General features: G+C 49.5%; 16 protein-coding genes. 10 read left to right on the forward strand and 6 right to left on the reverse strand.

Annotation, left to right across the window (positions count from 1 at the left end; all coding sequences use genetic code 11):
- Positions 1 to 189 precede the first annotated feature (189 nt).
- On the reverse strand, positions 190 to 1,080 hold the full coding sequence (locus BLW68_RS07440) for an MBL fold metallo-hydrolase (protein ID WP_092791859.1): 891 nt from the start codon (positions 1,078 to 1,080) through the stop codon (positions 190 to 192).
- Positions 1,081 to 1,231: 151 nt separating this feature from the next.
- On the opposite strand from BLW68_RS07440, the gene BLW68_RS07445 reads away from it, so the two are divergent.
- A complete protein-coding gene (locus BLW68_RS07445) occupies positions 1,232 to 2,236 on the forward strand; it encodes a GlxA family transcriptional regulator (RefSeq protein ID WP_092792174.1) in 1,005 nt (334 codons plus the stop codon).
- 89 nt (positions 2,237 to 2,325) lie between these two features.
- Here BLW68_RS07445 and BLW68_RS07450 read toward each other — a convergent pair whose 3' ends face one another.
- A complete protein-coding gene (locus BLW68_RS07450; RefSeq protein ID WP_092791861.1) occupies positions 2,326 to 3,240 on the reverse strand; it encodes a LysR family transcriptional regulator in 915 nt (304 codons plus the stop codon).
- 116 nt (positions 3,241 to 3,356) lie between these two features.
- Between BLW68_RS07450 and BLW68_RS07455 the strand changes: the two genes are divergently transcribed.
- Both BLW68_RS07455 and BLW68_RS07460 read left to right on the forward strand, forming a co-directional pair.
- Positions 3,357 to 3,995 (forward strand): NAD(P)-dependent oxidoreductase, encoded by a 639-nt coding sequence (locus BLW68_RS07455; RefSeq protein WP_092791863.1) that lies wholly within the window; start codon positions 3,357 to 3,359, stop codon positions 3,993 to 3,995.
- A 221-nt stretch (positions 3,996 to 4,216) separates the two neighbouring features.
- Positions 4,217 to 4,639 carry a hypothetical protein gene (locus tag BLW68_RS07460; protein ID WP_092791866.1) on the forward strand — a complete coding sequence of 141 codons (423 nt, stop codon included), beginning with the start codon at positions 4,217 to 4,219 and terminating at the stop codon, positions 4,637 to 4,639.
- A 35-nt stretch (positions 4,640 to 4,674) separates the two neighbouring features.
- Here BLW68_RS07460 and BLW68_RS07465 read toward each other — a convergent pair whose 3' ends face one another.
- The gene (locus tag BLW68_RS07465) at positions 4,675 to 5,928 is read right to left on the reverse strand and encodes an alkaline phosphatase family protein (RefSeq protein WP_092791868.1); all 1,254 of its coding nucleotides are present in this window, start codon (positions 5,926 to 5,928) and stop codon (positions 4,675 to 4,677) included.
- A gap of 235 nt (positions 5,929 to 6,163) precedes the next feature.
- Between BLW68_RS07465 and BLW68_RS07470 the strand changes: the two genes are divergently transcribed.
- A complete protein-coding gene (locus tag BLW68_RS07470) occupies positions 6,164 to 7,477 on the forward strand; it encodes a DUF4397 domain-containing protein (protein WP_092791870.1) in 1,314 nt (437 codons plus the stop codon).
- Between the two features lie 75 nt (positions 7,478 to 7,552).
- Here the strand turns inward: BLW68_RS07470 and BLW68_RS07475 are convergent, their stop codons facing one another.
- Positions 7,553 to 9,022, reverse strand: coding sequence for an OmpP1/FadL family transporter (locus BLW68_RS07475; protein WP_092791872.1), 1,470 nt, complete (start codon positions 9,020 to 9,022; stop codon positions 7,553 to 7,555).
- Between the two features lie 284 nt (positions 9,023 to 9,306).
- On the opposite strand from BLW68_RS07475, the gene BLW68_RS07480 reads away from it, so the two are divergent.
- From BLW68_RS07480 to BLW68_RS07500, 5 genes are all read left to right on the forward strand, one after another.
- Entirely contained in the window at positions 9,307 to 10,377 is a 1,071-nt protein-coding gene (locus tag BLW68_RS07480) for an efflux RND transporter periplasmic adaptor subunit (RefSeq protein WP_092791874.1), read from the forward strand.
- Positions 10,378 to 10,569: 192 nt separating this feature from the next.
- Entirely contained in the window at positions 10,570 to 13,833 is a 3,264-nt protein-coding gene (locus BLW68_RS07485) for an efflux RND transporter permease subunit (protein WP_092791876.1), read from the forward strand.
- The gene (locus tag BLW68_RS07490) at positions 13,830 to 16,883 is read left to right on the forward strand and encodes an efflux RND transporter permease subunit (RefSeq protein WP_092791878.1); all 3,054 of its coding nucleotides are present in this window, start codon (positions 13,830 to 13,832) and stop codon (positions 16,881 to 16,883) included. Before BLW68_RS07485 ends, BLW68_RS07490 begins: the two co-directional genes overlap by 4 nt.
- 255 nt (positions 16,884 to 17,138) lie before the next feature.
- The gene (locus tag BLW68_RS07495) at positions 17,139 to 17,750 is read left to right on the forward strand and encodes a TMEM165/GDT1 family protein (RefSeq protein ID WP_245728294.1); all 612 of its coding nucleotides are present in this window, start codon (positions 17,139 to 17,141) and stop codon (positions 17,748 to 17,750) included.
- A gap of 142 nt (positions 17,751 to 17,892) precedes the next feature.
- Complete coding sequence (locus BLW68_RS07500; RefSeq protein ID WP_092791882.1) at positions 17,893 to 18,243, forward strand: DUF4870 family protein; 351 nt, start codon at positions 17,893 to 17,895, stop codon at positions 18,241 to 18,243.
- A gap of 52 nt (positions 18,244 to 18,295) precedes the next feature.
- Here the strand turns inward: BLW68_RS07500 and BLW68_RS07505 are convergent, their stop codons facing one another.
- Positions 18,296 to 18,943, reverse strand: a complete 648-nt coding sequence (locus BLW68_RS07505) for an energy-coupling factor ABC transporter permease (RefSeq protein WP_092791884.1) — start codon at positions 18,941 to 18,943, stop codon at positions 18,296 to 18,298.
- Between the two features lie 53 nt (positions 18,944 to 18,996).
- Complete coding sequence (locus tag BLW68_RS07510) at positions 18,997 to 19,188, reverse strand: hypothetical protein (protein ID WP_092791886.1); 192 nt, start codon at positions 19,186 to 19,188, stop codon at positions 18,997 to 18,999.
- Positions 19,189 to 19,310: 122 nt separating this feature from the next.
- Between BLW68_RS07510 and BLW68_RS07515 the strand changes: the two genes are divergently transcribed.
- Entirely contained in the window at positions 19,311 to 20,336 is a 1,026-nt protein-coding gene (locus BLW68_RS07515; RefSeq protein WP_092791888.1) for a GlxA family transcriptional regulator, read from the forward strand.
- The last annotated feature ends 45 nt before the right edge of the window (positions 20,337 to 20,381 follow it).

A 20,381-nucleotide genomic window follows, 5' to 3' on the forward strand; every position in this document is an offset into this window, starting at 1 on the left:
GTACTAGCTCCGATCCCATACTCTCCAGTGGCCAGGCGGCTAAGATCGAAGAGCCGACATTCTGCAGACTAAAATGAGTGAACAGGAAGAAAAATGCAGAATGCTGTCATCAAACAAATGACAGCATCCAACATCATTACAAACTCTGTACCTCACAAATGAATATCAGTGTATACCGACCCCAACTAATCAAAACTTCAGTATCTCTCCATCCGCCGGTACTTTTACGCTGTCAGCAATACCTTTCTCATTTACGAAGACGCGAAGTTCCTCACGTGAAAGCGCAGCATGGTTCACAGCATCCATGTGCACACCGATAATTGCTGCTTTTGGTACCAGTGCATTAACGCGGATTACATCGTCTTTACCCATAATGATTGAGCGTTCAAAACCTTCGAGCTGCGCATAGCCTGTATTAAGGATAACAATTTCCGGTTGATAGTTGTCCAGCGCTTGTTCTACATCGGCATGCCACACTGTGTCACCCACTACATAGGTCGTTTTATAACCCGGAGCCTGAAGTATAACCCCCATGGCATCACCCAAGGCTTCGGCTAACGGTGCGATGGTATACATTTCATTGGTACCGTGCTGGCCGCCGGTTTTCGTTAAGGTAATACCGGCAAAGTCTGCGCTTTGGGCAAGCACACTAACCTGCTTAAACCCTTGCGATCTGATCAGTTCAGCGTCTGCCGCATTCTGAGTAAAGATAGGCAGCTCTTTGGGCAACAGTTGCTGGGCGGCATCATCCCAGTGGTCTAAGTGGGTATGCGTTACAATAATCGCATCTACGCCGGCAATAACATCGGCAACTGTCATGGGCAAATCAATCATCGGATTTCTGATGTGGCTACGATAGGTGCCTTCAAAGCCGGGATAAGCCCCTTTCTCCGCTAACATCGGATCTATCAGGAAGGTGGTATCCGCATAAGTAATTTTTAGCGTGGCATTTCGAATTAGCTGAATTTGTGTTTGCTTGGTTGCTGTGTCGCTGTTTTTTTGCTCAGCCTGCGCTGCTGTAGTTCCGCTGATCAGAACAGCACCAACGACAATGCCGGAAATTAGGTTTCGTAGTTTCATAACTAGGCTCCATATTAATAAGGTTTGGTGAAAACACTGTGCACATGATAGCGGGGGGCTGTTCAGGTAAAAATTGACCTGAATGACAATGTTCGAAAGAATTGGGCCAAAATTTGTTATACTTCCAATCTCAAAGCTTGCGGGGACCGTTATGACAAAGCTAAAAGTCGGTTTGATACTCTATCCGTTATTCAGTCCGTTTCATATCTCCGTGCCTCAGATGATTTTTGGCTCAATATTTCCTGAAGATCTGCTGTTCGATTTATATCTTGTCGCGCCTGATGGTGAAGTGGCCAAAGCTGAGCGAGGGATGCAGGCACAACCAGATGGTGGCCTGGAGTTACTGAACACAATGGATATTATCATTGTACCGGGTTGGCATAAGCTGGACGAGCCGCCTGCAGCTAATCTGATGGAGTCACTCATAGCGGCTTACCAACGAGGGGCTTACCTGGTGGGGCTATGTTACGGCACCTACGCTTTGGCCTATGCAGGGTTGTTAAATGAAAAAAAGGCGTGTACTCACTGGTTAGCCGAACAAGATTTTAACCGCCGATTTCCCGGAGTGCATTTAGACACCAATGCGCTTTATACTGAAGACGACAGGATAATTACCTCGGCAGGCATAGGTGCAGGCTTAGATTGCTGTTTATATATTGTCAGAAAATTTTTTGGTGCAAAAATTGCCAACCGGGTAGCACGACTGCTGGTAGTCCCACCTCATCGTGAAGGGGGGCAGGCACAATTTATAGAATATCCGATAGCCCGCTCAACATCTGAAGCTCAGATAAACACGCTGCTGGATTACCTGCGTAAGAACATCGCCAGATCACAAAATATAGATGAACTTTCTGCTCTGGCTGGGATGAGCAGACGAACCTTTACCAGACGATTCCAAAAAGCAACGGGCATGACGGTTGTAGAATGGCTAACAAAAGAACGCTTGCAACGCAGTCGTGAGTTGCTGGAAACAACAGCGCTGTCAATTGAGCAAATAGCAACGCAGGTTGGATTTCAAACCGCCACTTCGTTCCGGCAACATTTCAAACAACGCCATGCCGTTTCACCTGGTGCATGGCGGAAAACCTTCGGCACAGAGAAGCTCATCGATACTAATGAACCTTTTGCGGTAAAGAAAAAAACTTCTCAAGGGTGATGAGTTGTATTCGATAAAATGACAGCTTTTTTTATATCCGCTGTTGGCACAAACTGGACCTATTCGTTCTACGGATTACAGTCTATTCGCTAAACCAACTGCTGATACTGCTGCAAAAAATCGACAAAGGCGGTTACCCGTGCCGGGCGAAAGCGGCCTGGCGGGTATACGGCGTAAATACCGGCTTGCGCTAAGCTCCAGTCCGGCAGTAGGCGGATCAACTGGCCGCTGCTTACCAGGTCGCGGGCGCTGTAGTCGGGCAGTATGCCCATGCCGGCACCGGCCAGCATAAGTGCTGTTATCGTTTGCGTGGAGCTGGTTTTAAGCGCTGCCGGCAAATACTGGCTGACCTGCTGTGTGGCCCCGGTTTGCAGGTTAGTTTGGCTAAAAGTCCACTGCTGCGGCTGGCTAAGCGGTGTAAAAGCGATAAAGCGCTGGCTGGCTAAATCGGCCGGTTGCTGTGGTGTGCCGGCTTGGGCCAGATAGCCCGGGGCGGCCAGTAGCCATTGCTCAAAGTTGCCAAGCTTGCGGGCATGCTGGCCGGAGTCTTTTAACCAGCCGGCGCGAATGCTTAAATCGATACCTTCTTTGATTAAATCTTTAACCTGATCGCTGCTGCGAAACTCCACCTCTAAGGCCGGATGCAGCGCCATAAAGGCCACCACGGCGGGGGCCAGGATGCGGTTGGTGTAGTCTTCCGGTGCGCTTAATACCAGCTTGCCCTGTAATACCTTGTCGCTGCTTTGCAATTGCTGTAGCGCTTGTTGCAGCTCGTCCAGCAGTGGCAGACAGTCGCGCAGCAGCTGCTCGCCGGCGCGGGTTAAGCTAAGCTGGCGCGTGGTGCGGCGAAACAGCGCGATCCCCAATTGCTGCTCCAGCGCTTTTAATTGCAGGCTAATAGTAGTTTTGCTGCAGCCTAGTTGTTCCGCCGCAGCGGTAAAGCTGCCGGCCTGCTGTAAACGCTGCACCAGTTGCAGGCTATTTAGATCCGCTTGATTTGGCATGATTGTTTTAATTTATTAAACAGTGATTTTAATATTAAGCTATTTTTCTATGTTAATCGAGCCGCGATAATGCCTGCACATTAATTGTTCAGACAGCAACCTTGTGAGGAAATAGTATGGAACTGGTAATTTTAGGCGCATCAGGTTTTATCGGCTCGGCCATTACGGCAGAGGCATTAGCACGTGGCCACACGGTAACGGCGGTGGTAAACCGGCCAGAGCGCGTAGAGGCTAAAGCGGGCTTAACGGTGGTAGGGCTGGATATTAACGATACCGCGGCGTTAACCAAACTGCTTACCGGCAAAGCCATAGTGATCAGCGCCTTTAGCGGCCACGCCCAGCAAGACGTAAAGGGCTACTATTTACAGGCATTTAATTCGGTATTTAACGCGGCAACGGCAGGCAAGGTGGGGCGTTTGCTGGTAGTTGGTGGTGCAGCAACCTTACTGCTACCCGATGGCAGCCGCTTACTGGATAGCCCTGATTTTCCGGCGGAATATCGCGCTACTGCCGAAGGTGCCGCTGAAGTACTGCAACAACTGCGCGGGCAAAATGCGCTCAGCTGGAGCTTTTTATCACCGGCGGCAGAGATTTTCCCTGGCGATAAAACCGGCCGCTTCCGCTTGGGCTCAGATAATTTACTCACCGACAGCGCAGGTAACAGCCGTATCTCAAACGGCGATTATGCTGTAGCTATGCTGGATGAAGTTGAGCAACCGCAGCATATAAATAAGCGTTTTAGCGTGGCATACTAGCCAGCTCCAAGCAGAATTTACCCGGTTACCCAAGCCGGGTAGTTCAATTACGGCGATACATCAGCTTTGTACATTTTTTAGCTTTTTATATTGACAGTGGCAAGGTGCATTTAAAACAGATGAGAACGCTGAAACATCACCGTATTGATTAACTTTGCTGGCTTGGTTACTGTTCCATTTAATTCTGATTTTTATGTGTCGGCTAACTTAAGGAGCTATTAATGCGTTATATCAGCTTGCTACTAATGTTATTTCTGTTGTCTTGCTCAAATGATAACAACAAATGGTACCAGGGACAGTGGCGGGTAACCGATGCAAAATTCCCGGGCATCAGTGCAATGGGCATGGACGACGCCAAAGCCTGGTTTGGCACTAAGGCAACCTATACCGATACTAAAGTGAGCTTTGCCGATGAAGTATGCGACAAGCCGCAATTTACCCTTACAACTTTAGCGGAAGACGAATTTTATTCGTTGTACCGGGCCCGGTTTGTGCAGCTTAGTATAGTTGGTGATGCCACAGAAGTACTTACCGTTGGTTGTCCGTCAGACTGGCTGGCGCCAGGCGCAGTGCTGATTAAAGCAGAGAACAATACGGCTTATACGTTGTGGGATGGCGTATTTTTTAAACTGGATAAACTTTAACTGGCCACCGTAGCTGCCAGTTGATATTAAACCGGTTATTTAGCCTCAGTATTACCCAACACAGAATCGGGCCAGGCCGGGTTACCGTCGTTAGCGGCGGGGGTTAGCCCTAATATGCGGCACATCAGGTTATACAGCTCAATATTACTAAACGCCGGAATAGTTTTACCGGCCTTAAACGCCGGGCCGTGGCCAATAAAAATAGCCTGCATAGATGCACTGGCGTTGTCGTAGCCATGGCTGCCACTGGTTTTGCCTTCGGCGGCCATTTGCTGGTAGTTAGTCTCTGCTTTTTGCTGAATTAACCGCCAGCCCGGCTCGGGGATCACCAGCAGCGGCGCTATGCGTTTACTGTTCTGATAGTGCCAGCGTGCGGGCAAATCAGCCTTTTTATACACTTTAGCCTGCGCCGGTAAGCTGCGGCTTAACTGCTGATAAATGTGCTCCAGTTTGCCTTCGGCGGGAAAGATAGACACAATTTCCGCTGTCCACAATGTCAGGGCGGCGTCACTGCTGTTAAACAGCTTATCCAGTACGATAGTTTGCTGCGGCGGAGTTTCTACCATGCCGTGATCGGATAACAGCATAATATTCAGCTTATTGTACAAGCCGCGCCGGGTTAAACCGGCCAGCAGGCGGCCAATTGCCTGATCAACGTCAGCTATAGCGGCGGCTACTTCGGCCGAGTTGGGGCCATAGGCGTGGCCAGCATCATCTACAGCACTAAAATACAGCGTTAAAAAACGTGGCCGCTCTGCTGCGGGTAAATCCAGCCATTGCAGTACTGAGTCTACTCTGTCGTTGTGGCTGACATTGCCGTCATAGCGTTGCCAGTAGCTTGGACGCACATTTTTTATTGCTGCTTCTGAGCCGGGATAAAAATACGTGGCTGCTTTTACGCCCTGAGATTCAGCCGTAACCCACACCGGTTCGCCTTGCCACCAGCGGGCATTGGTTACTTCTTCAGCCTTGCTTAGCCGGAAAGTCGCATTGAAATCTGCATCAAATATATTGTTTTCTACAATACCGTGGTTAGCCGGGTACAGGCCGGTAACAATGCTGTAGTGGTTCGGAAAAGTTTTGCTGGGGAACACCGGCTGCATGCTTTCTGCGGTTAAGCCTTCCTCAGCCAGCTTATGTATATTAGCAGCAGGGTATTGCTGCAGGTACTGTGCGGCAAAACCATCTATTGAAATCAGCAGCAGGCTGTCGGGTTGTTCTGCTTTAACCGCGGTTGCCGGTATCAGGCTGAATAGCAGGGTAATTTGTATAATACGCAACAAGATCATAGCTAAGGGGTTCCGGTAAAAACTGTATGCAGTGTACGATCTGAATAACAAACTAAGATGACAGATCCGACAAAGTGCCAGCTAAATGCTACAAAACACAGTGCAAAAATTAAAAGCGTAAAAAGCCAGTTTGTAACTAAGCGTAACCAACTGTTTTGAATAGTAAAGCGCCATAGCGTTAAGTGCGTTAAATCCTTAATCTGAGCCGTTGTTACTTTACCCTCAGGAAGATTACATGAAATCAGTTTACTCTTTACGGCTGTTGGCGCTTGGCGCCTTGCTGGGCTTGGCCGGCTGCGGTGGCAGCAGCAGTGATAATGCTACAGCAGAAACTTATCTGCAGTTTTACAATGGTGCTGCTAATGCTGGTAACACCTCGCTAAAAGCCGGTGATAAAGCAATTGGTACTGCCACTTACGGAGATGTCAGTGCGTTGGTTGCTGTAGCACCCGATTCGTACACACTGGAACTGGCCGATGTGGCCAGTGCTGACAAATTGCTTAGTAAAGAGATGTCGCTGGCTGAGGGTAATAAAACTCTGTTTATACTTACGCAAAAAGACGCGCAGTTTGATTATCTGAGCCTGAGCTTTAAGCGTGATGAAAGCCTGGATAAACAATTTAAGCTACATTTGGCCAATTTATCTGCACAGTATCCAACGCTGGATGTCCACCTTAGCGCCGAGAGTAAAGGCTTTGCCGATGCCGAGTTGGTTGATTCGTTATCTTTTCAGGAAGTCAGTTCAGTTGCCAACGGTAAAGAGCTGGGTAAATTTAATGTGTACCTGACACAGGCAGGTGGCAATACGCCGCTTTTTGTTGCTAAGGGCGTCAATTTTGCTTACACCAGCAATTATGTACTGATTATACGTGACAAGTTTGGCCCGTTAGCCGGGCAATTGTCTGTGGATGTGGTGCTGAACTCTTCTACCGTAGCAGCTTATGATCACACCGATGCCAGTGCCCAGTTCCGTTTATATAACAGCCTGGAGCAGGACATCAATGTAGCCCTGGATAACCAGAACGTTGCCAGTGTCGCTGCCGGCCAGTTAAGTGGTTATTTGCCACTGGTAAAAGGTGACTACAGTTTATCGGCCCGTGACAGCGATGGTGCTTTATTACTAAACAGCGCGTTATTAAGTGTGGCCGCGGGTAACAGTAAAGCTGTGTTGTTATATGCCAATGAGAAACAGAATGTAGAAGCGTTAAGCGTGACCGAACCGGATAAACCGCAGGTGCAGGCCCATGATGTGGTAGTTGCTAACCTGGTAGCAGACTTTACCCAATTGCAGTTTTATTTTGTCCGTTCAAATGAAACCATTGCCAATGCCAGATACAACGTGAAAAACCTGGCATTTAAAAAGCAACAAACCCTGAGCCTGCCAAAAGACTACTACGCTATAGCGTTGGTGCAGGTAGCAGAAAATGGCAGTACCACCTTGCTGGATAAAACCGACAGCATAATGTTAACGCCGGGCGAGCACTATATGCTGCTGGCCGAGCAAGATGACGCTGCACCGTCAGGCTATAAATTAAAGCTGGTGCATTAATTTAATAGCGGATAAAACACAGATAATAAAAAGGCGATCATCTGATCGCCTTTTTGCTTTGTTGGGTTTGCTAACTTAAAAGCGGTAATTGGCCTGAACGGCAAATAGCTGGCCTTTATTACTGTACTCGCCCTGATAGCCGCTGTTATATAAGGCTTGATCCTGCACGTTGTATTCACGCTCGTTCACACTGACATCGCCGGTAAACAGGTAGCCATAGGCGAAATCCAGGCTCAGGTTATCTGCCAGTTGCCAGTTAGCGCCTACTGTTACCCATACCCGGTCATCGGTTGGAATACGCGCGGTTTTGTGTTCCTGGCTGATGGGGTTTTCATCAAACGCTACACCGGCTTTTAACGTTAAATCGCTCTGGTAAACATAGGTAGCACCCACAGCAAACGACCAGCTGTTTTGCCAGTATTCCGGGATGTAACCAATATAACCTTCAGCATTCAGGTTTGCCGCTGATTGCGTGTTTAACGAAATGCTAGGGTTAGCGTCGTCGCTAACAATATCTATGCTTTGAAACTCGCTCCACTGGGTCCAGGCGGCGCTAAATTGCAGTGACAGTGCTTCGGTTACCTGTCGGTCAAGGCTAAAAGCGGCACTGGCCGGGGTGGTTAACGCCAGTTTGCTGGCTTCAGTCAGGCGGCTGTTTGCTGCCAGTTTGCCGGTAGATAAATCAATAGCCGGCAGGTTTGGCGCCACTACCATATAGTTAGGGTTGCCTACCACATTAGCACCGGTAATAGGGGTGTTGGTAATTTCTGAATCACCCTTTAAGGTAAAACGTACCGCAGAGTGGTAGGTTAGTGCCAGGCGGGTGCCGGCAACCGGTTCACCGTGAATACCCAGCGTATAACCAAAGGCGATATCGTCACCTTCTACTTTGTAGTGGCTGTTGCAATAAGCATCGTTGTATACCGGTGCGCCAAACATGGCGTTAGTAGTTTGCTCACCCAGCTCACATAAGCCGCTGTGATCTTTAAATTTAGATAAAGTCCCTTCAGCGCGGTTAATAGAAATACCGCCACCAATAGACCATTGCTCATTTAATTTATAACCAATAGCGGGCTGCAGGCTTAATACCTGCACGGCAGTTTCATCGGCAAAGTAGCGGCCAACAAAATCATCGTCGTAATCAGATGACAAGCCGAAGGGTACATAAAAACCAATACCCCAGCTTAATCTGTCTGACACTTTATCGCTGTAAAACACAAAAGGGACCAGTTCATTCAAACTATTTTCACCGTCGGTACGACCAACAACAGACTGACCATTTGCACTTTGTGCCTGCGCATTACGGTAATTGGTTTTAGCGCTAATTAAATTAAGGCCACCGGACAATTGCGCACCGTCCAGTTGTGTTAAGGCGGCAGGGTTAGAGTAAACCAGAGTGGCGTCAGTAATTTGTGCACCACGGCCAGCATAAGCATTACCCATGCTGCTGACCGATTGTTCGAATAATTTATAACCTTCAGCGTGGGCCGTCACACTGACAAGGGCGGAAAGAACGGCTAAGGAAACGGCAGATTTTCTAATCATATATACACCTGTTGAACGTGAAAAAGAGCGCAGTATAAAGAGGTCAGACCTTAGAGTACAGGCTCTAGCTCTCACGTAATTGTAGTTTGGTCGTGCTGAACGTGATGTTAATGACTAAAAAATAGTGTTTTTAACCAAGTAAAACTGGCATCAAAAATGGAGAACAGCATGAATGTTTTTTATATCGTTGAAAATATTAATGAATTTATTATTTTTGGTGCTGGCATGGCCTCTGCATTAGCTGTGTTAACTTGCTCAGTTTTTTGTTTTCCAAAGGATGAATCATGAAAACGTCACACAGTTTTAAACTAACCGCTGCTGCTGCCATTCTGGCCAGTGTTTTGTTAACCGGCTGCAATCAGGCCAACAGCTCAACGGCCGCCACGACGGCTGAGGCTGTTATCGCCGTACCGGTAGAAGCCGCCCTGACCCGCAATGGCGAAATCAGTAGCAGCTACCGCACCACGGCTACACTGGAAGCGCGGGCAGAAGCAGAAGTGATCAGCAAAGCAGTAGGCATAGTGCAACGTATTCTGGTGGAAGAAGGTGATGAGGTTAGCGCTGGCCAGTTGCTTGCCGTGCTGGACAATGAGCGCCAGCAATACAGCCTGAATAAAGAGAAAGCCGAATTAAACCGCCTGAGCAGCGAATTAAAACGCATGGAAGAAATGCACCAGCGCAAACTGATCAGTGCCGACGTATTTGAAAAACTGCAATGGCAGCACGACGCGTTGCAGGCTACGGTAAACCTGGCTGAGCTGGCGCTGAAAGAAACCGAAATTCGCGCACCAATTGCTGGTGTAGTATCACGCCGTTATGTTAAAACCGGCCAGCTGGTAAACCAGCATGTTACCCAGTCATTGTTTCATATAGTGTCTAACCAGCAACTGGAAGCGGTAGTGCATTTGCCCGAGCAGCAACTGGCGCAGGCCCGTGTTGGCCAAACCGCGTTGCTGCAATTTGCCGGTATGACACCGGTAAGCGCTGAACTGGTGCGTATTTCTCCGGTAGTGGATGCTGGCTCTGGCACGGTGCGGGCGGTATTAAAAGTGGCTAACGAACAGCAGCAGTTAAAACCAGGTATGTTTGCCCAGGTGCAGTTACAGTTTGATGTTAAAGCCGATGCATTATTACTGCCCAAGCGCGCACTGATGAACACTGACAACAGCCAGGCTGTGTTTGTGATTGACAGCGAAAACAAAGTTAGCCGTAAGCAAGTGCATTTGGGGTATCAGGCTGATAATACTGTAGAAATACTGTCAGGCCTGGCACTGGGTGATCAGGTGGTGATTGCCGGGCAATCAGCATTGAAAGATGATGCGCTGGTAAATGTGGTAACAGTACGCGAGTTTTAATAGCCGGACTTTATCAGCGAGAATCGGCTTACCCTAAGCCAACCGTTGCAGGCCAGGAAGGCCGAATCGAGCCCCCAGGGATGGGTTCACGGCGTGTTGGTGTGGGTAAACCGGTTCTCGCCAACTCAAGTGACTCAACTACACACTTTTGAATAATTAAAACAATAATATAAGCACACAGGACCTGATGCCATGAAGCTGGTTGATATAGCTGTAACCCGCCCCGTTACTATCTGGATGTTTACACTGGGTATTTTACTCTTTGGTTTGGTGGCCGCCGGCCGCCTGGCAGTAAATTTACTGCCGGACCTATCTTATCCGTCGTTAACTGTACGTACTGAATTTGTTGGTGCTGCCCCGGCCGAAGTAGAGCAGCTGGTGAGTAAACCGATTGAAGAGTCTGTCGGTATTGTTAAAGGCGTACGCAAAGTCCAATCGGTGTCGCGTTCAGGCCGCTCTGATGTGGTGATGGAATTCGACTGGGGCACCGATATGGATCTGGCCGCGCTGGAAGTACGGGAAAAACTCGACGTACTGCTGCTGCCGCTGGAAATTGAAAAGCCTTTGTTATTGCGCTTTAACCCTAACCTTGATCCCATAGTGCGGCTGGCATTAAGCCGTGATAACGCCGGAGAAGCGCTAAGCCCGGCGCAACTGGTTAGCCTGCGTACTTTTGCCGAAGAAGATTTACGCCGGGCGCTGGAATCATTACCCGGCGTAGCCGCTGTGCGGCCCGATGGTGGTTTGAGCCAGGAAATACAAATTCTGCTTAATCCGGAAAAGCTCAGCCAGTTGCAACTGGATATCAGCCAGATCACCGAGCGTTTACGTCAGGAAAACCTTAATCAGGCCGGTGGCAGGTTAGAAACGCCCAGCTACGACTATCTGGTGCGTACCATTAATCAGTTTGCCAACCTGCAGCAAATTGAAAACTTATATGTGGCAGAAGTAGGTGGCAGCCAGATCCGTTTATCGGATATTGCTGAAGTGCGCGACAGCTTTGTTGACCGCCAAAGCATTACCTATATCGATGGCAAAGAAGCGATAGAAGTCGCCATTTATAAAGAGGGCGATGCCAATACCGTGCAGGTAGCTAAAACCCTGCTGGCACAATTACCCCGGTTGGAAAAATCCCTGCCTGCCGGGTACCGCTTAACCCTGGTGTATGACCAGTCTGAATTTATTAAACAGGCCATTGATGAGGTGAAATCCTCCGCTGTTATCGGTGGTTTGCTGGCAATGCTGGTGCTGTATCTGTTTTTACGGAATGTCTGGGCCACGCTGATTATCTCTATATCGATACCGGTATCGGTTATCGCTACCTTTAATCTGATGTACGGTCAGGGTATTACGCTGAACATGATGAGCCTGGGCGGTATAGCTCTGGCGGTAGGTTTGCTGGTAGACAACGCCATAGTGGTGCTGGAGAACATTGCCCGGCACAAAGAGCAGGGCAAAGATGCCTTTACCGCGGCTAAAACCGGCACCCGTGAAGTGGCGATGGCCATTACGGCCTCTACGTTAACTACGGTGGCAGTGTTTTTCCCGCTGGTGTTTGTTGAAGGTATTGCCGGCCAGCTGTTTCGCGATCAGGCATTAACGGTCACCTTTGCCTTACTGGCTTCGTTAGTGGTGGCGTTAACCCTTATTCCTACTATGGCGGCACGCGAGGGTAAAGCTAAAGCTGATGCGCTGGCACCGGTATCAGAGCCAGACACTGCACCACAAATCCGTCGCTGGTATTACTGGCCAACCTGGCCGTTGCGTATGCTGGGCCGGGCGTTGCGCGGTTTAATGTTGCTGCTGGTTGCGGCGCTCACCTTAGTATTCCGTCTGATCAGCCGCACTCTGGCGCTGGTATTTAAACCTCTGCTTTGGGCGGTACAGTGGCTGCTTAACCGCCTGGAGGCGCTGTACCGCTATGCACTGCAAGGTGCGCTGGCGCTAAAAGGCGTCACGATAGTGGTTACGCTGGCATTGGCCGGTGCCTGTTTTGCCTTGTTACCCCGGCTGGGAGCAGATGTGATACCCGCTATGAGCCAGGGTGAGTTTTATGTTGAAGTACAACTGCCGGTAGGCAGCTCTATTGAGCAAACCGACAAAGTATTAGTACGGCTGGCGGCGATTGCGGCAGAGCAAAGCGCGGTAAAGCGCAGCTATGCCCAGGCCGGTACCGGTGCACAAATGACGGTCGATCCCAGCATTGGCGGCAGCCACTGGGGCCGCTTGAATATAGTGCTGCAAAACGGTACAGATGCGCAGCAAGAACAGCAGGTAATAGCCACTTTACGTGATTATCTGGCGCAGTTGCCTGACGTTACCGTGAAAATAGACCGGCCACAGCTGTTTAGCTTTAGCACGCCGCTGGAGGTTGAATTATCCGGCTATGAGCTGCCAGAGCTGAAAACCGCAGCCGACAACCTGGTTGCCGCGCTGGAAGCCGATTCACGTTTTACTGATGTAAAAACCAGCCTGCGCCCCGGCCAACCTGAAATTACGCTGTATTTTAACCATGGTTTGCTGTCGCAACTGGGCATGACATCGCACGAAGTAGCCAAAAGAGTGGCGGCTTATGTTGGTGGTGAACTGGCCGGGCAGTATTCGGTAAATGACCGTAAAGTGGATATTCGCGTGCGGTTGGCTGAGCAATACCGGCAAACCGAGCAGCAACTGGCACAGCTGATTATTAACCCCGGCAGTGCCAGGCCGTTGCCATTGTCTGCTGTTGCGCGTATCGAGCGCGAAACCGGCCCCAGCGAAATTACCCGCATTGGCCAGCAACGGGTTGCCGTGGTAAGTGCTAACCTGGCCTTTGGTGACTTAGAGCAAGCCACCCAAAATGCGGCCGCCATTTTAGCTGCACAGCGTTTGCCCTACGGCGTAACGGCGGCGGTAATGGGCCAAAGCGAAGAAATGCAACGCGCTTATACCTCATTAACTATGGCGCTGTTACTGGCGGTATTTTTAGTGTATCTGGTTATGGCATCGCAATTTGAAAACCTGCTACAACCGCTGTTGATCCTGTTTACCGTGCCGCTGGCCGGTGCCGGTGCCATTCTGGGCTTATGGCTTACCGATACCAGGCTGTCTGTTATTGTATTTATTGGCCTTATTATGCTGGCCGGTATAGTGGTAAATAACGCCATTGTACTGATTGATCGCATTAACCAACTGCGTGGCGAAGGTATAGCATTGCAGCAGGCGGTTATTGAAGCCGGTGCCAGCCGTTTACGGCCGGTATTAATGACTACTTTAACCACCATTCTGGGTTTGTTACCGATGGCGCTGGGCGGTGGTGATGGCAGTGAAATCCGTGCGCCTATGGCGATTACCGTGATCTTTGGTTTAGCGCTGGCCACTATGCTGACATTGCTGTTTATTCCGGTGTTGTATGCGCTGGTTAGCCGTGATACGCCGGTTATACAGGAAACCCGTAACCAGGAGATCAGCGTATGAGCCAGCAACCGCTTGCTATAACCCGCTTTGCGCTGACACGGCCGGTTACCATTTGCATGATATTTTTATCAATGCTGGTGTTTGGCGTAATTGCCAGCCGTATGCTGCCGCTGGAGAAATTCCCGGGTATTGATATTCCACAAATTTTTATTAATGTGCCGTACAACAATGCCACCCCTACCGAAATTGAGCGTCTTATTACCCGGCCGCTGGAAGAGGCGCTGGCCACGGTAACCGGCATTAAGCAAATGCGCTCCTGGTCAAATGAAAACAGCGCTGAGGTGTCGCTGGAATTTAAGTGGGAAGAAAACATTAACAGCAAAAGCATTGAGGTGCGTGAGCGGTTAGACAGCATCCGCCATTTGCTGCCCAAAGATGTTGAGCGTGTGCTGGTGTTTCAGTTTAACACCAACGATATGCCGATATTTCAGCTGCGTATTTCCAGCGAACGCGATCTGGCGATGGCGTACGATCTGCTGGAGCGGCAAATAAAGCGGCCACTGGAGCGGGTGCAGGGCGTATCGAAAGTTGAGCTGTACGGTGTGGAAAAACGCCAGGTAGTAATTCGGCTTAACCCGGATAAAATGCGCGCGCTGAATATTGATGCTGCTGCACTGGTAAGCACGCTGCAGGGCTATAACTTTGCCATGACCGCCGGTGAGCTGCGCAATATTGACAACAGTATTCTGGTAAAACCGGTAGGCGAGTACCGTGAGTTGGAAGAAATAGCCTCGTTACCGCTGCGCCCTGGCTTAAGCTTGCGTGAAGTGGCCACAGTGCAGCTGGAGCTGCCAAAACGTGAAGATGGCCGCCATCTGGATCAAACCTACGCGGTGGGCATGAATGTATATAAAGAGTCGGGTGCTAACCTGGTTGAAGTGGCCAAAGCTGCGCTGGCAGTGGTGCAGGCTGCTGATGACGATCCGGCGTTTAATGGCATCAGCCTGTACATTATGGACGACACCGCCAAAGGCGTAACAACGTCGCTGGCTGATTTACTCAGCGCCGGTGGTGTAGGAGCGCTATTATCCTTTGCCGTGCTGTATCTGTTTTTGCGCCATATTGGCACCACTATGGTGGTGGTACTGGCCGTGCCGGTATCTATTTGTATAGCGCTGGGCATTATGTATTTCTTCGGCTACAGCTTAAATATTCTCAGCATGATGGGGCTGATGCTGGCCGTGGGCATGCTGGTAGATAACGCCGTAGTGGTAACCGAGAGTATTTTTCGTGAGCGCGCTGCCGGTGGTGATGTAAAAACGGCTACCGCACGCGGTGTGCGCCGGGTAAGCCTGGCAGTAGTGGCCGGTACGGCGACTACTGCTATTGTATTTTTGCCCAATATTCTTGGCCAGAAAATGGAACTGACCATCTTTTTAGAGCATGTAGCCATTGCCATCTGCCTGTGTCTGGCGGTTAGCCTGCTGATTGCCTTAACACTGATCCCGCTGTTAACCACCCGCTTAACCATGCAACCGGTAAAACAGCAGCAGGCTGGTGCGCTGGAAGCGAAATACCGCAAAACACTGGGCTGGGTTATGTATCACCCGCGCTGGTCAGCACTTATTGCTGTGTTGTTGCTTGGCAGCATAGTGGTGCCTATGGGCGCGGTATCGGGTGGAGATAACGACAACGAAGACAGCGACCGCATTTTTTTAAATTACAATGTGCAGGGTAACTATGCGCTGGGCGAAGTAGAGGCTGAAGTCAGCATTATGGAAGCCTATTTATATGCCAACAAAGACAAGTTTGATATTGAGTCGGTGTACAGTTACTACCGGGCCGGTTATGCCAACTCGATTATTATTTTAAAACCCCAGCTAAGCCAACCGCTGGCACAGCTAAAAGATGCTATCCGCAAAGACTGGCCAGCGCTGGTAAGATCAAAACCCTCTTTTGGCTGGGGCAACAATGGGGGTATGCAGGTGCATTTACTGGGCAGCTCTACTGAAGTACTGCTAAAACTGGCTGCCGATATTGAGCCGATGCTGGCTGCCGTTACCGGGCTGGAGGATGTCAGCTCGGAGATTGCCCACGGCCAGCAGGAAATTCAGATCACGTTAAAGCTCGACCAACTGCAGCGCCATGGTTTAAATGCGCAGCAGGTGGCTAATGCCGTATCGCTGGCGCTACGCGGCACCAACCTGCGTACCTTCAGAAGTGCCGAGCAGGGCGAGCTGTTAATGCGGGTGCTGTACGATGAAAAGGTAAGCCATTCACTGGCTGAACTGTCGGCATTACCAATACTGAACAAAGACGGAGTAGTTATAAGTTTGCAGCAACTGGCCGTGCTGACCACTATGCCAAGGCTGGATCAAATTCGCCGCTTTGACCGCCAGACCGGCATCGCCATCAGAATGAATCTGGCCAAAGATTACAAAATGGATACTGCACGCGAAGACATTAAAAAGGTGATGGATAAACTGGCTTTGCCACCGGGCTACCGCTGGTCGTTTCAGGGCAGTTTTCAGCAGCAGGATGAATCGCAGCAGGTGATGATGGTCAATATGTTGCTGGCTGTTGCCATGATCTACCTGGTAATGGCGGCGTTATTTGAATCCTTGCTGTTACCTACAGCAGTAATAGGTTCGTTATTGTTTTCGCTGGTAGGCGTGTTCTGGACCTTTATGTTTACCGGCACCACCATGGGCATTATGGGTATGATAGGTATGCTGGTACTAATGGGCATAGTGGTAAACAACGGCATAGTACTGGTAGACAGGATCAATCAGGACCGGCAGGAGCAGCCAGAGGCCAGCCTGCGTGAACTGATCATCAGTGCCAGCGAATCGCGGTTGCGGCCAATACTGATGACGGTATCTACCACCGTTTTGGGCTTATTACCGCTGGCGATGGGCGGCACCCAAATAGGCGGCGACGGCCCAAGCTATGCGCCAATGGCCATTGCTATTATCGGCGGCTTGTTGTTTTCAACCCTGACCAGTTTAGTGCTGGTGCCACTGACATACTGGGGCCTGGTTAACCTGATAAATACCTGGGCCAACTGGCGCGCTAACGCCAAACGCTGGGCTGATAAAGTCTGGGCATGAGGATAATATAAGGCGGGTTGATATGAGCAAACCGCGTTATCCTTGTCATGCGTGAGGTGGCTGATTAGCGCTTTACAGACGCGCGCAAACTCACTAGAATGCGCGCTGCCTTAAGGGAGTAATCTGCAACCGTATTATACGGTTGCGCTACGGTCAACATACTTGTGCCCCCTGCACATGGCCGTATCGTTCAAAGCCTGCTTTGAATTGATGAGACTTAAGACACATTACTGGCCCAAAGCGGGAGCCGGTGCTGTGTCTTATGTATGTCCCGCTAAGGTGCAGTTGATGGAAGCCTTCTTATCCTCTTTTACCGCCGTAGCAATTGCTGAAATTGGCGATAAAACCCAGTTACTCTCTTTATTTCTTGCTGCCCGGTTTCGCTCTAAAAGCGCGATTATCGCCGGTATTTTAGTAGCTACCTTACTTAACCATGCGGCATCGGCGTGGCTGGGTGTATGGGTGGCGCAATTTATTCCGCCAGGCTGGCATAACTGGCTGCTGGGCGGCTCTTTTATTGCGGTAGCGCTATGGCTGTTAATTCCTGATAAAGACGATAGCGGTGATACCAGCGTGCTGCGGTTTGGCGCTTTTACCGCCAGCTGCGTGTTGTTTTTTCTGGCCGAAATTGGCGATAAAACCCAAATTGCTACCGTTATACTGGCCGCCAGTTTTGAAAATGCGGTATGGATGGTGATTGTAGGCACTACGCTGGGCATGCTGGCCGCCAATGTGCCGGTAGTGTATGCCGGTAGCTGGTTGCTGCAAAAAATCTCGCTGCACTGGGCGCGCCGTACTGCTTGTGCCGTATTTATGCTGCTCGGGTTTTATATTATCTGCTCTGACCAGCTTATGATGTTGGGGTAAATAACAGTTTAGCGCATTGAAGCCATTGATTAAGCTTGTATTTACCGATATGTTGCTTAACGAAACTGTTGAGTCAGCTTAACATCGGGTTGACGCTGGTTTTATTAAAAATAACAATATCTGAAGTAAAGGAGACTAAGTCATGAATGACTTTAATGCAGTGCCAGCAGTTAATTCGTCAACGGCGAAGCTGGTATATATTCTGTATCTGGTGGGTTTATTGTTTGGTATTACCGGTATTATCGGCGTTATCGTTGCTTATGTGAATAAAGAAGATGGCCCGGATTGGCTGCAAAGCCATTATCGCTTTCAAATCCGTACTTTCTGGATGGGGCTGGTATTTTTGATTGTAGCAGCAGTACTGACTGTTGTGCTGGTTGGCTGGTTAATCTGGCTGTTTTGGGTAGTGTGGTTAATTATCCGCAGCGTTAAAGGGCTAAAACAGCTGGAAAAACAAGAGCCTGTGCTGGACGAACAAACCTGGATGTTTTAAGCGTCCAACATTAAAAAGCGAAGCCAGGTGCTTCGCTTTTTTTGTGGCGCTTTTAACGCTCGGGTGATAAATATTCCCGATCATAAAAGGTGCGCAGCCAGTGTGGCCGGTAAATGGCCATCAGTGTTATTGCGCTGCCATTAAGCAGTGCTTCGGGAAACCAGATAAGCAGGGCTAATAGCCAGTAATCATTGGTTATAATATGCCAGCTGTAACGCCCCTCCAGGCCAAACCACAGCGATGTAAGGCTGATTTGCAGCACTATCGTTAGTGCCGCAGTAAGAAAACCGGCGACAAAAATATAAACAAACAGGTGGCGGGTTAAATAACGATAGCTGGCTAAAAACAACGTATAACTAAATAAACCCGGCAGAATAAAACTGACCAATGCATATAAACCGGCATCAGCCCAGGGCAGTTTGCCAAAAGCTATCAATAACAGCATCGGCAGCAGGCAAATCCAGTTAGCAATACGCCAGCCATGGCACAGTACTAAGGTTGTAAGCAGCAAAAAATGCAAATTCAGCCCGGGTTGAATACCGGCCTGCACACTCCACAATAAACTCAGCACCACTACCGAGGCGAAAACAAAATGCTGGTAACCCGGCTCTGCCTTCAGTTTGGGCATAAACTCACGCGGGTAAAAATATAGCAATACCGCTAATGCACTAAAGGCGCCTGCAATTTGCCAGCTGGTCATTGTTTGGTATTCCGCCGTACTAACATCCTCTGATTGTAACGGCTGTTTACCGCTCAGTCATCGCTGTTGTGGTCAGAGTGCTCCAGATAGCGGCCAGCACCCAGTGCCGTGCTAAGCAGCAACACCGGTATGGCAAAAAAGTGCATCATCAGCGATAACTCTGCGGCAAAGTTGATCCAGAAAATAACCAGCCAGCTCACCAGCCATGTGGCTATAGTCAGCCATTTTGTTGTCAGGCTATTCATACTGCCTCCTGTTGGTATTGTTAAGGTCCCGGTTATTCTAGGCCTTGCCTTTACAATAATGCAGTGTCACTATTGATAAAAATAAGGTGAATAGTGACAAATTGCCGGCGCAGGATAAACAGATGAAACAGATTGCCATACTGGCTAACCACAACAGCATCAGCAGCGATGTATTTGCTCTGCTGGATTATTTTGAATACTGCAATGTGCTATGGGCGTTGCAGCAGCAGACAGTAACACCGTTGTTTCATTGCTACCCAGTGTCGCCAGACGGTAGGGCACTTAAATTAAAGCCGGGTGTGGAGTTAGCCGTTCAGCCACATCCGTGGCAACAGGCCGATGCGCTGATTTTACCGCCAGCTTATGCGTACCGGCGTGCCGAGCTGGCAGCACTGGCCGCCCAATCAGCAGCCTATTACAGTGGTTTACATCAGGCAGCAGAGCGGGGCAGTTTAATTGCGGCCAGTTGTACCGGTACTTATATCCTGGCGGGCAGCGGCTTGCTGGATCACCGCAATGCCACCAGCAGCTGGTTTTTTAAAGAGATATTCCAAAGCCTGCACCCCAATGTGCATTTGCAGCTGAATAAACTGCTGGTGCAGGATGGCAACCTGCTAACTGCCGGGGCCACCACCTCTTATATTAATTTGTGCCTGGCGCTAACCGAACAGTTAGCTGGCGAGCAGTTTGCCCGGCAGATGGCAAAAATTATGCTGACCGATCCCAACCGCACCTCGCAGGTGCCCTACATGGACTTATCCATCGGTTTGCAGCATAACGATTCGTTAATTGTGCAAATTCAGACCTACCTTAGCCAGCATTTGGCGCAGCCTTTTGTACTGGATCAATTAGCAGAGCAGTTTCATCTGACCAAGCGCACCTTGCTGCGCCGCTTTAAAACCGCACTGAATGACACGCCACTGAATTATTTGCAGCGCTTACGGGTAGAGCAAGCCAAGCGTTTGCTGGAAACTACTAACCAGCCAATAGAGCAAATTGTGTTGCAAGTGGGCTATGAAGATGTCAGCTCGTTTCGCAAGTTATTTCTTAATTACACCGAACTTACCCCCAGCCAATACCGGCAAAAGTTTATGCTCGGTGACACCTTTAACTGCTGCCCGACAGAACGCCTTGTTGCAGAAACCTGAAAAATAATTTTAGCAACAGCTTGCGCCTATAGATTACATCTGTAA

It is taken from the genome of Rheinheimera pacifica (genome assembly GCF_900108485.1).
GTDB classification, from domain to species: domain Bacteria; phylum Pseudomonadota; class Gammaproteobacteria; order Enterobacterales; family Alteromonadaceae; genus Alishewanella; species Alishewanella pacifica.

Coding starts and splice junctions, on each gene's coding strand:
- BLW68_RS07445 (WP_092792174.1), top strand. CDS start 1,232: ATGACAAAGCTAAAAGTCGGTTTGATACTCTATCCGTTATTCAGTCCG.
- BLW68_RS07455 (WP_092791863.1), top strand. CDS start 3,357: ATGGAACTGGTAATTTTAGGCGCATCAGGTTTTATCGGCTCGGCCATT.
- BLW68_RS07450 (WP_092791861.1), bottom strand. CDS start 3,240: ATGCCAAATCAAGCGGATCTAAATAGCCTGCAACTGGTGCAGCGTTTA.
- BLW68_RS07475 (WP_092791872.1), bottom strand. CDS start 9,022: ATGATTAGAAAATCTGCCGTTTCCTTAGCCGTTCTTTCCGCCCTTGTC.
- BLW68_RS07500 (WP_092791882.1), top strand. CDS start 17,893: ATGAATGACTTTAATGCAGTGCCAGCAGTTAATTCGTCAACGGCGAAG.
- BLW68_RS07460 (WP_092791866.1), top strand. CDS start 4,217: ATGCGTTATATCAGCTTGCTACTAATGTTATTTCTGTTGTCTTGCTCA.
- BLW68_RS07485 (WP_092791876.1), top strand. CDS start 10,570: ATGAAGCTGGTTGATATAGCTGTAACCCGCCCCGTTACTATCTGGATG.
- BLW68_RS07480 (WP_092791874.1), top strand. CDS start 9,307: ATGAAAACGTCACACAGTTTTAAACTAACCGCTGCTGCTGCCATTCTG.
- BLW68_RS07465 (WP_092791868.1), bottom strand. CDS start 5,928: ATGATCTTGTTGCGTATTATACAAATTACCCTGCTATTCAGCCTGATA.
- BLW68_RS07490 (WP_092791878.1), top strand. CDS start 13,830: ATGAGCCAGCAACCGCTTGCTATAACCCGCTTTGCGCTGACACGGCCG.
- BLW68_RS07470 (WP_092791870.1), top strand. CDS start 6,164: ATGAAATCAGTTTACTCTTTACGGCTGTTGGCGCTTGGCGCCTTGCTG.
- BLW68_RS07515 (WP_092791888.1), top strand. CDS start 19,311: ATGAAACAGATTGCCATACTGGCTAACCACAACAGCATCAGCAGCGAT.
- BLW68_RS07505 (WP_092791884.1), bottom strand. CDS start 18,943: ATGACCAGCTGGCAAATTGCAGGCGCCTTTAGTGCATTAGCGGTATTG.
- BLW68_RS07440 (WP_092791859.1), bottom strand. CDS start 1,080: ATGAAACTACGAAACCTAATTTCCGGCATTGTCGTTGGTGCTGTTCTG.
- BLW68_RS07510 (WP_092791886.1), bottom strand. CDS start 19,188: ATGAATAGCCTGACAACAAAATGGCTGACTATAGCCACATGGCTGGTG.